Annotated in this window: 15 protein-coding genes; 2 read left to right on the forward strand and 13 right to left on the reverse strand. The window is 64.7% G+C overall.

Annotated features, from left to right (window positions below):
- Positions 1-23 precede the first annotated feature (23 nt).
- Positions 24-824 (reverse strand): crotonase/enoyl-CoA hydratase family protein, encoded by an 801-nt coding sequence (locus tag C0V78_RS01690; RefSeq protein WP_101796143.1) that lies wholly within the window; start codon positions 822-824, stop codon positions 24-26.
- A 116-nt stretch (positions 825-940) separates the two neighbouring features.
- Between C0V78_RS01690 and C0V78_RS01695 the strand changes: the two genes are divergently transcribed.
- Positions 941-1,888, forward strand: coding sequence for a D-glycerate dehydrogenase (locus C0V78_RS01695; RefSeq protein ID WP_101796144.1), 948 nt, complete (start codon positions 941-943; stop codon positions 1,886-1,888).
- Here C0V78_RS01695 and C0V78_RS01700 read toward each other — a convergent pair.
- From C0V78_RS01700 to C0V78_RS01750, 11 genes are all read right to left on the reverse strand, one after another.
- Positions 1,885-2,430 carry a VOC family protein gene (locus C0V78_RS01700; RefSeq protein WP_101796145.1) on the reverse strand — a complete coding sequence of 182 codons (546 nt, stop codon included), beginning with the start codon at positions 2,428-2,430 and terminating at the stop codon, positions 1,885-1,887. The genes C0V78_RS01695 and C0V78_RS01700 overlap by 4 nt on opposite strands.
- On the reverse strand, positions 2,427-3,515 hold the full coding sequence (hppD, locus tag C0V78_RS01705; RefSeq protein ID WP_101796146.1) for a 4-hydroxyphenylpyruvate dioxygenase: 1,089 nt from the start codon (positions 3,513-3,515) through the stop codon (positions 2,427-2,429). The genes C0V78_RS01700 and hppD overlap by 4 nt, the downstream gene beginning before the upstream one ends.
- A gap of 71 nt (positions 3,516-3,586) precedes the next feature.
- A complete protein-coding gene (locus C0V78_RS01710; protein ID WP_101796147.1) occupies positions 3,587-4,396 on the reverse strand; it encodes an NAD(P)-dependent oxidoreductase in 810 nt (269 codons plus the stop codon).
- Positions 4,393-5,151, reverse strand: a complete 759-nt coding sequence (locus C0V78_RS01715) for an SDR family NAD(P)-dependent oxidoreductase (protein WP_101796148.1) — start codon at positions 5,149-5,151, stop codon at positions 4,393-4,395. The genes C0V78_RS01710 and C0V78_RS01715 overlap by 4 nt, the downstream gene beginning before the upstream one ends.
- 4 nt (positions 5,152-5,155) lie before the next feature.
- On the reverse strand, positions 5,156-5,950 hold the full coding sequence (locus C0V78_RS01720) for a carboxymuconolactone decarboxylase family protein (RefSeq protein WP_101796149.1): 795 nt from the start codon (positions 5,948-5,950) through the stop codon (positions 5,156-5,158).
- 96 nt (positions 5,951-6,046) lie between these two features.
- Complete coding sequence (locus C0V78_RS01725) at positions 6,047-6,511, reverse strand: pyridoxamine 5'-phosphate oxidase family protein (protein ID WP_101796150.1); 465 nt, start codon at positions 6,509-6,511, stop codon at positions 6,047-6,049.
- A complete protein-coding gene (locus C0V78_RS01730) occupies positions 6,511-6,969 on the reverse strand; it encodes a MaoC family dehydratase (protein ID WP_101796151.1) in 459 nt (152 codons plus the stop codon). Before C0V78_RS01730 ends, C0V78_RS01725 begins: the two co-directional genes overlap by 1 nt.
- 3 nt (positions 6,970-6,972) lie before the next feature.
- Positions 6,973-8,817, reverse strand: coding sequence for an acetyl/propionyl/methylcrotonyl-CoA carboxylase subunit alpha (locus C0V78_RS01735; RefSeq protein WP_101796152.1), 1,845 nt, complete (start codon positions 8,815-8,817; stop codon positions 6,973-6,975).
- Between the two features lie 4 nt (positions 8,818-8,821).
- A complete protein-coding gene (locus C0V78_RS01740; RefSeq protein WP_101796153.1) occupies positions 8,822-9,454 on the reverse strand; it encodes a hypothetical protein in 633 nt (210 codons plus the stop codon).
- A gap of 7 nt (positions 9,455-9,461) precedes the next feature.
- The gene (locus tag C0V78_RS01745) at positions 9,462-11,063 is read right to left on the reverse strand and encodes a carboxyl transferase domain-containing protein (RefSeq protein WP_101796154.1); all 1,602 of its coding nucleotides are present in this window, start codon (positions 11,061-11,063) and stop codon (positions 9,462-9,464) included.
- Positions 11,060-12,220, reverse strand: coding sequence for an acyl-CoA dehydrogenase family protein (locus tag C0V78_RS01750; RefSeq protein WP_101796155.1), 1,161 nt, complete (start codon positions 12,218-12,220; stop codon positions 11,060-11,062). The genes C0V78_RS01745 and C0V78_RS01750 overlap by 4 nt, the downstream gene beginning before the upstream one ends.
- 85 nt (positions 12,221-12,305) lie before the next feature.
- On the opposite strand from C0V78_RS01750, the gene C0V78_RS01755 reads away from it, so the two are divergent.
- On the forward strand, positions 12,306-13,163 hold the full coding sequence (locus C0V78_RS01755; RefSeq protein ID WP_101796156.1) for a LysR family transcriptional regulator: 858 nt from the start codon (positions 12,306-12,308) through the stop codon (positions 13,161-13,163).
- Between the two features lie 4 nt (positions 13,164-13,167).
- Here the strand turns inward: C0V78_RS01755 and C0V78_RS01760 are convergent, their stop codons facing one another.
- Complete coding sequence (locus C0V78_RS01760; RefSeq protein WP_101796157.1) at positions 13,168-14,403, reverse strand: CaiB/BaiF CoA-transferase family protein; 1,236 nt, start codon at positions 14,401-14,403, stop codon at positions 13,168-13,170.
- Positions 14,404-14,493: the final 90 nt, after the last annotated feature.

The raw sequence follows: 14,493 nt of genomic DNA on the forward strand, positions 1-14,493 counted from the left end.
AAGCGCGCCCGCTTTTCTAGGCCCTATTCGCCGCGGAATTGCCCCGGCCGCTTGTTGAGAAAGGCATCGACAGCCTCGTGATGGTCTGCTGTGTGGTGCGACAGTGCCTGGAAGGCCGAGGACATCTGCTGGAGCGTATCGAGCTTCACGTCCGCGCCTTCGCGCATCAGCCGCTTGGCAAGGCGCGTGGCATGGCCGGGGTTGGCAGCGATGCGGCCCGCCAGCGCCAGCGCGCGGCTGCGCAGGTCCGCTGCCGGAACCACTTCGGCAACCAGCCCGTATTCCAGTGCGGTTGCGGCATCGATGGCGTCGCCGGTCAGCGTCATCAGCGCGGCGCGCTGCGGGCCGATCAGGCGGGGAAGCAGCCATGCCCCGCCGCCGCCGGGAATGATGCCCAGCTTGACATAGCTTTCGGCCACCACGGCACTATCGGCCATGATCCGCACGTCCGCCATGCAGGCAATGTCCAGCCCGAGGCCGATTGCCGGTCCATTGATCGCGGCGATGACCGGCACTTCCAGTTCGGTAAGGGCCGGTCCGATCATCTGGAAACTGGTGCGATAGTTGTTGCGGATCTGGTAGGGAGACCCGGCAAACATGCCGCTGCGCGATGCCATGTCCTTGACGTTGCCACCGGCGCAGAACGCCTTGCCGGCCCCGGTCAGCACGATGGCCCGGACAGAGGGATCACGCGTCATCGCATGGCAGAAGGCCACAACCTCGTCCGCCTGTTCCGGCCGGGTGATGGCATTGCGTTCCTCGGGGCAGTTGAAGGTGGCGATTGCGACGGGGCCGTCACGTTCGACAAGCAGGAAGGGTTCCATTGCGCGATGCTTTCCCGATTCGAGTAGTTTCCGGTCGATAGGCCATTGCCCGCAGGCTGCAAGGCACTGCGGCCGCACCCCTTTGCTTTGCGGCGGCCTTGCGGCATTGTTGGGGCATGTCTGCCCTACGCCTGCTCGTCACCCGCACCATGCCGCCGCCTGTCGAGCAGCGCCTTCGCACGATGCCGCTGGAGGTGGAGTTCAGGCCGGGCCCGGTGCCGCGCGAGGAACTGGCCGAGGCGCTTGGCCGGTTCGATATCCTGCTGCCGACCATTACCGACCGGATCGACAGTGAACTGATCGCAGGCGCTGCCCGCACCCGCCTGATCGCCAACTTTGGCGCAGGGGTGGAGCACGTCGATCTGGATGCCGCCCGCTCGGCGGGGATTGCCGTGACCAACACGCCCGATGCGCTGACCGATACCACGGCGGAACTGGCAATTACCCTGATGCTGATGGCCGCCCGCCGTGCCGGGGAAGGCGAACGACGCCTGCGGGCAGGACAGTGGAAAGGCTGGGGCCCCACCGCGATCATGGGGCAAGGGCTTTCCGGCAAGCTCCTCGGGCTGGTCGGCTATGGCCGGATTGCCAGGGCAACAGCTCGGCTTGCCCGCGCTTTCGGCATGCGGATAGCCTGTTTCAGCCGCTCTCCCGTCAGCGCTGACGATATCGAGACCTTTGCCAGCCTCACCGAACTGGCAGAGGTGGCGGACGTGCTTTCGCTGCATGTCCCCGGTGGCACTGCCACGCGCCATCTTGTCGATGCGGGGCTGCTTGCCCGCATGAAACCGACGGCGATCCTGATCAACACCGCGCGCGGCAGCGTGGTCGACGAAGGCGCATTGGCCGATGCGCTGGCAGCAGGCCGGATCGCTGCGGCTGGCCTCGATGTCTATGAGCAGGAGCCGAAGGTTCACCCCGGCCTGCTGACTTGCGAAAACGCGGTACTGCTGCCGCACCTGGGTTCGGCCACGCTGGAAACCCGCACGGCGATGGGGATGCAGGCCCTGGACAATATCGCGGCCTGGCTGGCCGGTGCAGAATTGCCCAACCGGGTCGCCTAGTCCGGTTTCCTGTGCAGCCAGTCGGCGTGACGGGGGGCCTTCCTGGTGCGGCTCCACTCCTCGAGCATCGGCGCGGCGACCCTTTCCAGTTCGGCATATTGCTCGGGCGTGCCGATGTCCGCGGCCAGTTCGATGCGGTGGCCGTTCGGATCGAAAAAGTAGATCGACTGGAAGATGCCGTGCCAGGTCGGCCCCAGAACCTCGATGCCCTGCGCTTCGATATGGGCCTTGGCGGCAAGCAGCGCCTCGACATTCGGCACACGGAAAGCGAGGTGCTGGACCCATTGCGGGGTATTGGCATCGCGCCCCATCTCGGGCTGGTTCGGCAGTTCGAAGAATGCCAGCACGTTGCCGTTACCGGCATCGAGGAAGACGTGCATGTAGGGATCGTATGCACCCGTGGAGGGCACGTGATCCTCGGCAAAGGCCGTTACGTATTTCATCCCGAGCACGCGCTCGTACCAGGCGACCGTTTCCGCCGCGTCGCGGCAGCGGTAGGCAACGTGGTGGATGCCGCCGAGCTGGACGGGGTGGACGCTCATGATGCCTGCTCCTCCAACTTCAGCGTGCCGCGGCGCAGCTGGTCGGCCTCCATCGACTTGAACAGGGCGGTGAAATTGCCTTCGCCGAAACCTTCGTCCTTCTTGCGCTGGATGAATTCGAAGAACACCGGGCCGATCGCCGGCTGCGAAAAGATCTGCAGCAACAGCCGCGGGTCGCCGGCCTGGGTTGAGCCATCGAGGAGGATGCCCCGCTTTTGCAGCTCTTCCACGGGCTCGCCATGGCCGGGCAGCCGGCCTTCCAGCATTTCGTAATAGGTTTCCGGCGGAGAGGGGACGAAGTCTGTGCCGATCGCCTTCAGTCGATCCCAGGTGGCGTAGAGGTCATCACAGGCAAAGGCGATGTGCTGGATCCCCTCGCCATTGTAGGCGCGCAGGTATTCCTCGATCTGGCCGCCGCCGCCTGCGCCTTCTTCGTTCAGCGGGATGCGGATCAGTCCGTCCGGTGCGGTCATCGCCTTGGACGTGAGGCCGGTATATTCGCCCTTGATGTCGAAATAGCGGATTTCGCGGAAGTTGAAGACGCGCTCGTAGAAGCCCGCCCAGTGCGCCATGCGCCCGCCATAGACGTTGTGGGTGAGGTGATCGATGATCTGCAGCCCCGCGCCCTGCGGATGCCGGTCCACGCCTTCTTCATAGCGGAAGTCGATGTCATAGATCGAGAGGTCGTCGCCATAACGGTCGATCAGGTAGATGATCGAGCCGCCAATGCCGCGGATGGCAGGCAGGCGCAGTTCCATCGGGCCGGTGCGGACTTCGACCGGTTCGGCCCCGCGCTCGAGCGCCAGCTTGTAAGCCAGCGGCGCGTCCTTCACCCGCCAGCCCATGCCGCAGGCGGAAGGGCCGTGTTCGGCAGCGAACCACGAGGCCGGGCTGCGAGGCTCGTAATTGGCGATCAGATTGATCCCGCCTTGTCGCCACAACTGGACATCCTTGGACCGGTGGCGGGCGATCAGGGTGAAACCCATTGCCTGGAAAACCGGCTCCAGCACGCCCTTTTCGGGAGCGCAGAATTCGACGAACTCGAATCCTTCGAGGCCGAGCGGGTTGTCGAAAAGGTCAGGCATGGGGCAGGCGTCCGATAAGGTTTCTTATGAAACTATATCGGACGCCCGCAAGGACTGTCAAGGATGCGCGGTCAAAGCGGCTTGCCGGTCGCCGCAGTCAGGAAGGGTTCTGCCGCAGAGCGCAGCCGGGCTGCGCCATCGTCTCCGGGAAGGATATCGCGCAGCAGGTTGGTATCCTTGGCCAGCAGCGGGGCGCCCTGGGCAAAGGCGGCGGGCGAGGGCAGGCGGGCGAACACTTCGAAACCGAAGCTGCGCCCGCTCGACGCCTTGACCAGGTCGGCAAGTGCGGCACGGTCGATCCCCAGCGCTTCACCCGCCGAAAGAGCGGCCTGCGCCAGGCCCATGTTCGCTGCCATCAGCGTGTTGTTGACGATCTTCGCCCGCTGCCCGGAGCCTGTCGGGCCGAGATGGACATTCTTGCCCGCGAAGGTTTCGATCACCGGCCGGGCCTGTTCGAAGGCTTCGGCGGTTCCCCCGCACATCACGGTCAGCGTCCCCGCTGCCGCTGCACCGCCGCCGCCGCTGACCGGCGCATCGAGAAAGGCAATGCCGCGTTCGGCGCAACGCGCGTCGAGCGCCTCGCAGCTTTCGGGCAGGATCGTGGAGTGAATGGCCAGCAGGCTGCCTGCGCGCATGGCGGGGATCAGTTCGTCGCAGATCTGCGCCACCCCGGCATCGTCGACAACGCAGATGCCGATATGGTCGCAAACCGCGGCGAGATCCGCCACCGATGCGGCGGCCTGCGCGCCCTGTGCCACGAAGGGCTCCAGCGCTTCGGGCCGGCGCGCCCAGACGGCAAGCGGATATCCGCCCGCCAGCATCCGTTCCGCCATCGGGCCGCCCTGGCTGCCAAGGCCGATAAAGCCGGTGCGCTTGGTCATCCTGCCGTAATCCCTGCGTCGATGTTGATGCAGGCGCCGTGGAACCCGCGCCCGGCATCCGAAGCCAGCAGGGCGATCATGTCTGCCACGTCGTCCACTTCGACCACGCCGCGCAGGCCGGAAAAGCGCTTGATCAGCTCGAAATCGCAGCCCTCCGGCGGAACGAAATTGGCCGCGATGTTGGTCACCATGCCGCCGGGCGCGACCGCGTTGATGCGGATCGGCTTCTTGGAATATTCCATCGCCATCGCCTTGGTCATCCCGACGACGCCCCACTTGCTGGCGCAATAGGCCGCGGCATAGGCCTCGCCGATGAAAGCGGCCGACGAGGCGACATTGACGATGGCGCCGTTCACTTCGAGCAGGTGCGGGATTGCCGCCGCCGAAAGGTGGAAAACCGCATTGAGATTGACCGAGATCGTCCGCTCGAACTGGTCCAGCGGCATCTGCGGCGTGTTGGCAAGGTAGATCAGCCCCGCCACGTTGCACAGGGCGTCGAGCCTGCCGAAGCGGCCATGCGCCTCTGCCACGGCGGCACGACAGGCGGCTGGGTCGGACAGGTCGACCGTCCGCACTTCCACGGCAACTCCGCTGGAAGCGAGCATCCCGGCAGTTTCCGCCAGCCCTTCTGCGTTCACGTCCAGCAGGAACAGGTCCGCCCCGGCTTGCGCCAGCCGCAGGGCCGTGGCGCGGCCCAGCCCGGAAGCCGCGCCGGTAACCAGCGCAGCTTTGCCCTTCATGTCGATTGTCGGCATCGTCTCACCCGTTCCAGCCGAGGCCGGCCTCGAAGTTGCGGATCATGGCGAAAACGGCGCTCTGGATGACAGAGGCCTTCGGCCAGCCGGCGTGGATGCCATAGGCCAGGACGAATTCCTGCATTTCCGCCGGCTTGCAGTTGCCGCTCGCCATGGCGGCATAGACGTGGCTCTTGATGGGCACTTCCGCGCAGCTTTCACAGACGCCGACCAGCGTGAGCCAGCGGCGCGAGCGTTCGTCGAGCGCGCGGCGGTTCCACATCTCGCCGAACACGAAGTTGCGGATCGCCTCGAGATAAGGCGTCTCGCCGCCGCCGCCCGCGAAGGTCATCACCTTCATGAACTCGCTGCCGCCGATGTCGCCACGGGCCTTCTGGTCCCAGGGCTCGGCGCGGATGGGGGCGCAAGGCTCTTCGGCAATCTTGAGCGCCTTGACCGCCTTGGTCACCGCAGCGTCGATATCGCCGCCCTTGGACCAGCCGCCATAGACCGAAACGTGGAGCGCCGCCTCGCGCAGTTCGGCCGTGGAGAGCGTTCCCGATTTCAGCGCGCCGTGGACATAGCCATAGAGGTGTTCTCCGGCGCCACTGCAAAGGGCTGACCCGGCAATGGCGATGAGGTAACGCGCGCGGCGATCAAGCCCCGGGCGGCTCCACACTTCGGCGAAGATGAAATCCCGCCAGCTTTCCTCATAAGGGGTGGCGGCCCTGGCAGGTTTCTTGCCGGTCACGTCCTCATGCAGGGCAGCTCCGCGAGCGGAGCGTTCCGCCGGATCGAGCAGGGCGGTAGGCTGGTTCATCGTTCTCTCCCGAAAGGCGATTGCGGATCGGGATAGCGTGACGACCAAAGGTGAAGCAAAGGCAAATCCGCGCGCGGGCGCGATGTAATTCTATGCCTAGTATTTGCCTTCGAGCTTGCTGTGATCCCAGCTTATCAGCCGTTGCGGCGTAAGGCGGATCACGACGCGCTTGGTATAGGATGCGGTGATCTGTTCCTGCGCTTCTTCGGTATGCGGGCGCGGATTGGCGCTGCGGATGTACTGCATCGCCTCGCGCACTTCGTCATATTCGCGGATGATCTCTGCCGAGCACTGCGCCATGACCGACTTGATCTCGTGATATGTGTCGCCACTTTCGACCGAGATCGTTGCGCGCGGATCACGCTCCACGTTCACCACCTTCTGCGCCTTTGCAAAGGAGGTGACGACGATCCGCCCCTGCGGATCGACGCCGTAATAGAGCGTGACCATGTGCGGCATGCCGTCCTTGCCGATCGTACCCAGCACCGCCTTGCACTCTGATCGCAGGAAGGCGATCGCCTCCTCGTCGGTCATGCGGATCAGGTCGCGGCGGCTGGGCATCAGCCGGCGGCGGGCGAGGGCTTGAGCAGGACGGTGCGCGTCATCGACAGCGCCACTTCACCGCGCTGGTTGGTCAGCTCGTGCTTGAACACGACGATGCCCTGTCCGGGGCGCGACTTGCTCTCGCGCTTTTCCAGCACCTCGGTGTGGCAGGTCAGCGTATCGCCGATGAAAGTCGGCTTCGGCGTCACCACCTTGTCGAAGCCGAGGTTGGCGACGAGAGTGCCGACGGTCGTGTCGGCAATCGACAGGCCGACCGCGAGGCTGAAGGTGAAGGTCGAATTGACCAGTATCTGGCCGAATTCGCTGGCCTTGGCATATTCCGCATCAAGGTGAAGCGGCTGCATGTTGTGCGTCATGGCCGAGAACATCAGGTTGTCGGTTTCGGTCACGGTACGACCGGGCTGGTGGGTGATCCGGTCACCGACCTGCCATTCGTCGAAATAGCGTCCGGGCATGTCTTATTCCTCTACTGCTTCGATGCGCGCCAGCAGCGCTTCCACCTGAACCTGCGCCCCGGCAATGGCCTTCAGCTCGGCCACGGTACCGTCGAACGGCGCGGTCAGGGTGTGTTCCATCTTCATGGCTTCGAGCGTGAGCAGCTTCTGGCCCTTGGTCACGCTTTGGCCTTCGGTCACGTCGACGGCGATGATCTTGCCGGGCATGGGCGAGACGATATCGCCATCATGCGCGCCGTGATTGCCAGAGCCATCGACGCGCCAGGGCTGGAGCTGCCAGACCTTGCCGTTTTCGGCGATCAGCACGGACGTTTCGCCGGTACCGCTGCCTTCGCCCTCGATCTCGATATCGACCGGCTCGCCATCCAGCAGGAACGATGCGACCCGGCGCGGCGCGGCATTGAGCCGCAGGCCGGGGGCGAGGGTGGCGGGCACGAGCGACATGGCGGCATCCAGCAGCATTTCGTCCGAAGGTTCCGGATCGGCGGCCATGGCATCGCCATCACGGCCGATCAGCCCGGTATCGACCTTGCCTGCCGCGAAGTCCTGATGCGCCAGGGCGTTGATCAGGAATGCGGCGTTGGTCTTCACCGGCCACACGGCGCTGTCATGCAGCATGTCGGACAGCCGCTCGCGCGCTTCGTCGCGGGTTTCGCCCCGTGCGATCAGCTTGGCGATCATCGGGTCATAGAACGGCGTGACCGCGGCGCCTTCGTAAACGCCGGTGTCGATGCGGCCGCCTTCAACCTCGCCAAGCTCGAACAGTTCGAGCGTGCCGATCGAGGGCAGGAAGCCCTTGGCAGGGTCTTCCGCATAGAGGCGGGCTTCCATGGCCCAGCCATTGATCGAAAGCTCCGCCTGCTTCTTCGGCAACGGTGCACCCGATGCGACGCGAATCTGCCATTCGACCAGGTCCTGCCCGGTGATTTCCTCGGTCACCGGGTGTTCGACCTGCAGGCGGGTGTTCATTTCCATGAACCAGATCTTGTCGGCGGAAAGCTTGCCTGAACCGTCGGCGATGAATTCGATGGTACCGGCACCTTCATAGTCCACGGCCTTGGCGGCGCGAACTGCGGCCTGGCAGACGGCTTCGCGGGTTGCCTCGTCCATGCCGGGGGCGGGGGCCTCCTCGATCACCTTCTGGTGACGGCGCTGGAGCGAGCAGTCACGCTCGAACAGGTGGACGACATTACCGTGGCTGTCGCCGAATACCTGCACTTCGATGTGGCGGGGCGAGAGGATGTACTTTTCGATCAGCACGACATCGTTGCCGAAGGATGCAGCCGCCTCGCGCTGGCACGAGGCGAGGGCGTCGGCAAAGTCTTCGGGCTGTTCGACAAGGCGCATGCCCTTGCCGCCACCGCCGGCGACCGCCTTGATCAGCACGGGATAGCCGATCTTTGCTGCTTCTGCGGCCAGGTGCGCCGGATCCTGGTTGTCGCCAAGGTAGCCGGGTGTCGTCGGCACGCCGGCTTCCTGCATCAGCTTCTTGGCGGCATCCTTCAGGCCCATGGCGGTGATGGAATGCGGCTTTGGCCCAACCCAGACGAGGCCGGCGTCAATCACGGCCTGCGCAAACTCAGCATTCTCGGACAGGAAGCCGTAGCCGGGGTGGATCGCCTCGGCCCCTGTCGCCTTGGCCGCGGCAATGATCTTTTCGCCGACCAGATAGCTCTCGCGCGCAGGAGCCGGGCCGATATGCACGGCCTCGTCTGCCGAGCGCACGTGCAGGGCATTGGCATCGGCATCGGAATAGACGGCGACGGTGCGGATGCCGAGCCGCCGGGCGGTGCGGATCACGCGGCAGGCGATTTCGCCGCGGTTGGCGATAAGAATAGAGGAAATCATCGGTTCAGTCCGTTGTCGAGGCGCTGATAACGATCAGGCGCCGGGTAGATGGGTGATGGATGGTGAAGAGGAACACGCCCCAGTATTCCAGGCCGGCAAGGAAGTGTTCGCACACGCCGCCGAGTGCCTTGCTGCTCCAGTCCGTGATGATCTCGTCACCGCTATAGGGCAGCAGCATGGCGACGATCTGCCGGAACAGGATCTGCACCTCCAGCTTGGGCATCTGCAGGGGATGGATGGCGTGGGCAAAGGCGTAGGAATAATTCCCGTTCCAGACGCTGTCCGGCTCGTAATGCTTCAGCTTCAGCGGATCGGTGGCATCCCAGAGCGGATCGGCCACCATCTCGCCGGATTCGGTCAGTCCCGTGCCCGGCCAGATCAGCGCCTCGCGCTCCATGTCGTAGTAATCGCCCAGGAAGGTCCGGCGGTCGATGACCTCGCGCTCAAGCGCCGGCAGCTTGCGGGAATCGAGCCAGCCGGTGCCATATTCGTGATCGATCAGCCGCGCGAGGTGCCAGGTAATGGCGGCGTACAGCGATTCATCGTCCCCATCGGCATCGAAGAAGAAGCTGTGGTGGATCACACCGCCAGCTTCCTCATAGCGCCAGATTTCAGAGGGTTTGATGTCGCTGTGCATCGCGCGATTACATCCGGAACACGCCGAACTGCGGCCTTTCGGGGATCGGGGCCTCAAGGCAGGCGGCCAGCGCCAGACCCAGCACGTCGCGCGTCTGGACCGGATCGATCACGCCATCGTCCCACAGGCGGGCCGTGGCGTAATAGGGATTGCCTTCGTCCTCATACTTCTGGCGTACGGGTGCCTTGAAAGCTTCCGCCTCTTCGGGAGACCACTTGGCGGCATCGCGATGGACGGTGGCGAGCACCGAGGCGGCCTGTTCGCCGCCCATGACCGAGATGCGCGAATTGGGCCAGGTGAAGAGGAAGCGCGGATCATAGGCGCGGCCGCACATGCCATAGTTGCCCGCGCCGAAGCTGCCGCCGATCAGGACGGTCAGCTTGGGCACGTTGGCCGTGGCGACAGCCGTCACCAGCTTGGCGCCATGCTTGGCGATGCCTTCGGCTTCGTACTTGCCGCCGACCATGAAGCCCGAAATGTTCTGCAGGAACAGCAGGGGAATGCCGCGCTGGCAGGCCAGTTCGATGAAGTGCGCGCCCTTCTGCGCCGACTCGGAAAACAGCACGCCGTTGTTGGCCAGGATTGCCACCGGCATGCCCCAGATATGGGCGAAACCGCAGACCAGCGTGGTGCCGTAGAGGGCCTTGAATTCGTGGAACTCGCTGCCGTCGACAATGCGGGCGATCACTTCCTTCACGTCGTACGGTGCGCGCACGTCTTCGGGGATGATCGAATAAAGTTCCTCCGCCGCATATTTCGGCGCGCGCGGTTCCTTCAGTGGCAGGTTGTGCCGGTGGCCGCCGCCAAGGTGTGAAACGATATCGCGAACGATGGTCAAGGCATGCTCGTCGCTCTCGGCCAGATGGTCCGTCACGCCCGACTTGTGGCTATGCAGGTAGCCGCCCCCAAGGTCTTCGGCAGAGATGACTTCGCCCGTGGCGGCCTGGACCAGCGGCGGTCCGGCAAGGAAGATCGTGCCCTGTTCGCGCACGATCACGCTCTCGTCGCTCATCGCCGGTACGTAGGCACCGCCCGCCGTGCACGACCCCATGACCGAAGCGATCTGCGGGATGCCCTGCGCGCTCATCTGGGCCTGGTTGTAGAAGAACCGGCCAAAGTGATCTCGGTCGGGGAAGACTTCGGCCTGGTTGGGCAGATTGGCGCCGCCGCTATCCACCAGGTAGACGCAGGGCAGGCGATTGGCCTGGGCGATCTCCTGGGCGCGGATGTGCTTCTTCACCGTCATCGGGAAGTAGGTGCCGCCCTTGACCGTCGCATCGTTGGCGAAAACCATGCACTGACGCCCGGAGACGCGGCCGATGCCCGTGATTATGCCGGCAGCGGGAACCTCGTCGTTGTAGAGGCCGTTCGCCGCAAGCTGGCCGATCTCGAGGAAGGGCGAACCCGGATCGAGCAGGCGTTCCACGCGATCGCGCGGAAGCAGCTTGCCGCGGCTGACATGCCGGTCGCGGCTGCGTTCGTCACCGCCCAGGGCGGCCTTCGCGACCTTTTCCCGCAGTTCCGCCGCCAGCGCACGATTGTGCGCCGCGCGGGCCTGCGCCTGTTCGGAAGTGAGGTCGATATTGCTAGTCAGTACTGGTGCGCTCATGCCCCGATCAATTCCCGTCCAATCAGCATACGCCGGATTTCGTTAGTGCCTGCGCCGATGTCGAGCAGCTTGGCATCGCGCAGATACCGCTCCACCGGCCAGTCTTTCGTGTAGCCTGCGCCGCCCAATGCCTGAACCGCCTCTCCGGCAACACGGAAAGCGGACTCGCTGGCCAGAAGGATCGCTCCGGCGGCATCGAAACGCGTCGTCTGCCCGGCATCGCAAGCCTTGGCGACGGCGTAGACATAGGCACGCGCCGATTGCAGCGCCACATACATGTCGGCGACCTTTGCCTGCATCAGCTGGAACGCGCCGATGGGCTGGCCGAACTGCTTGCGCTCGCGCACGAAGGGGATCACCGTATCGAGGCAGGCCTGCATGATGCCCAGCTGCAAGCCGGCTAGAACGACCCGTTCATAGACCAGCCCGCTCATCAGCACGCCGACACCGCCGTTCAGCGGGCCAAGCACGTTCTCTTCCGGCACGAAGCAATCGTCGAAGACCAGCTCTGCCGTGGGTGAACCGCGCATGCCCATCTTGTCGATCTTCTGCCCGATGGAAAAGCCGGGCATGCCTTTTTCGATCAGGAACGCCGTGATCCCGCGAGACTTCGCCTCGGGGCTGGTCTTGGCATAGACCACCAGCGTATCGGCATAGGTTCCGTTGGTGATCCAGAACTTCGTGCCGTTCAGGCGAAAACCGCCTTCCACCGCATCGGCCTTGAGCTTCATCGAGACGACGTCAGACCCGGCACCCGCTTCCGACATGGCCAGGCTGCCGACGTGTTCGCCGGAAATCAGCTTGGGCAGGTATTTCGCCCTTTGCTCCGGATTGCCCCAGCGGCGGATCTGGTTGACGCAAAGGTTGGAATGCGCCCCATAGGACAGGCCCACCGAGGCCGAGGCGCGGCTGACTTCTTCTACCGCAATGACGTGCTCCAGATAGCCCAGGCCTAGGCCGCCAAGCTCCTCCTCCACGGTAATGCCATGCAGACCAAGCGCGCCCATCGGTTCCCACAGTTCGCGCGGGAAGCGGTCGTTGGCGTCGATTTCGGCTGCAAGCGGGGCGATCTGCTCGTCGGCAAAGCGGCCGCAAGCCTCGCGGATCATGTCGGCGCTTTCGCCAAGGGCGAAGTCGAAATGCGGGGTGGCGCGCATGGGCAACTCCTCTCCGTTCCAGAGTAGCATCAGCAGTCTCGCTGGCAAAATTGATTGATCGAAGGAAATGCGATAGAAAAAATCTATGATAAAGCGCACCCACCTTCGCCAGTTCCTTGCCGTGGTCGATACCGGCAATTTTACCCGTGCGGCCGAACGGGTGGGGGTGGCGCAGCCCAGCCTCTCCGCCGGTATTGCCGAGCTTGAGCGACTGGCCGGCGCGCGCCTGTTCGTGCGCGAACGGCGGCGCATCCGGCTAACCGACGCGGGCAACAGGCTGCTCGCGCACGCCCGCGCGATCGAACGCGAGTTCCGCCAGGCAGAGGCCAGCCTTTCAGCCTCGGCGCCGGTTGCGCCGCCGATGCGGGTGGGGGTGCTTGCCTCGCTGGCGACCGATCTGATCGCCCGCATTGCCGCGGCCTGGTCGGGCGAAAGGGCGCTGGTCCTCGTCGAAGGCACCGATGCCGATTTGCGCAAGCGCCTGTCGGAAGGGCAGGTCGATGCCGTGGTCACGCTGCTGCGGACCGAGGACCGTGAACGGCCTGCTCTGGAACTGTTTGACGAAGGCTATGTGCTGATGCTGCATGAAGGTCACGCGCTGGCCGGGGCGGAATTGCTCACTGCGGCCGATGTCGCCGGCGAAACCATGATCGCGCGCCGTTCCTGCGAGATCCTTGGCGACACGAGCCGCTGGTTCACGCGCCGCGGGGTGCGCCCGCCGTTCTTCCTGCGATCGGCCAATGACGACCGCTGCATGGAAATGGTGCGGATGGGCATGGGCGTGACGACCGCGCCGGAATCGCTGGCGCGGCCCGGCGTGCGGGCGATTCCGCTCTCCGGCTATGACTTCCGCCGCTCGGTTGGCGTCCTGCTGCCGCGCGGTTTTGCCGGAGAACCTGCCGATCACCCGCTGGCGCAGGCGAGCCGGCAGGCGCTCGGCTAAGCCGTCAGATTGCGCCGGCGGATTTCAGTTCTTCGATACGCTCGCCGAATCCGATTTCCTGCAGGATTTCTGCGGTATGCTCGCCGATAAGCGGCGGCGCGCGGCGGATCGTCGCCGGGCTGTCCGACATGTTGGCGAAGGGGCTCTGGATCAGGTCGACATAGCCGTCCGCGGCATGCGGGTGCGGGGTGCGGGCGCGCAGGCCGCGGTGCTGCACCTGTTCGTCCTCCCAGACCTCGGGCAGCTCGTTGTACTTTGCTGCCGGGATGCCCTGACTGTCGAGCATGTCGAGAATCTGGGCCACCGTGAACTGGCGGCTCCACTGGTTGATGATGTCGATCAGCTCGGCCCGGTTGGTCTTGCCGCGCTTGAAATTGCTGTCGAACCGCTCGTCGGTGAACAGCTCGGGCTGCTCCATCAGCACGGTGAGGCGGCGATAATGCTCGTCGGTGCCCGCAGTCAGGTAGACGATGCCGTCACTGCCATGGATCAGGTCGGCCGGACCGCCACCGTTGCCGCCATTGCCCAGCCGCGGCGGTGCCTCGCCGCTCAGCAGGTAATCCTGCATGATGTGGCTGACCATGGCGACCGACGTGTCGAGCAGGGCAATGTCGATATACTGGCCTTCACCGGTAACAGTGCGACGCATCAGCGCGCCCAGAATGGCGATGGCGGTGTTATGGCCGGTCACGAAATCGACCAGGCTCGGCCCCGCCTTGAGCGGGCCTGCACCCGGCTGCCCGGCAGGAATGCCCGTTACCGCCATCATGCCGCCGGTCGCCTGGAACAGGCCATCATAGCCGGGTTTGGCGGCCATCGGCCCGGTCTGGCCATAGCCGGTGACCGAGCAGTAGATGAGCCGGGGATTGATTGCCTTCAGGCTTTCGTAGTCCAGGCCGAAACGCTTGAGATCGCCGACCTTGTAATTTTCGATCAGCACATCCGCCGTCTTGACCAGTTCGCGCAGGATTTCCTGGCCTTCCGGCTTGGAGTGGTTGAGCGTGATGGAACGCTTGTTGCGGTTGGAAACGGTGAAGAAGCTCGACTGGCGGGGCTCTGTTCCATCCTTGCCCTTGAGGAAGGCGAGGCCGTAGCCGCGGCCATCGTCACCCACGCCGGGACGCTCGATCTTGATTACGTCTGCCCCCAGGTCGCCCAGGATCTGCGCGCCCACCGGCGCGGCAAAGACGCGGGACATGTCGATAACGCGGATGCCCGCGAGTGCGCTCTTGTCAGTCATGGGGGCATTATCTAGCCAGCCGGACCGGCAAGGCCAAGCGCAGGGCCGAGCCTGGCGGTAATACCGCACTGGCGTTCTCGACGCGGGCCG

It is taken from the genome of Novosphingobium sp. TH158 (genome assembly GCF_002855555.1).
Lineage (GTDB): Bacteria > Pseudomonadota > Alphaproteobacteria > Sphingomonadales > Sphingomonadaceae > Novosphingobium.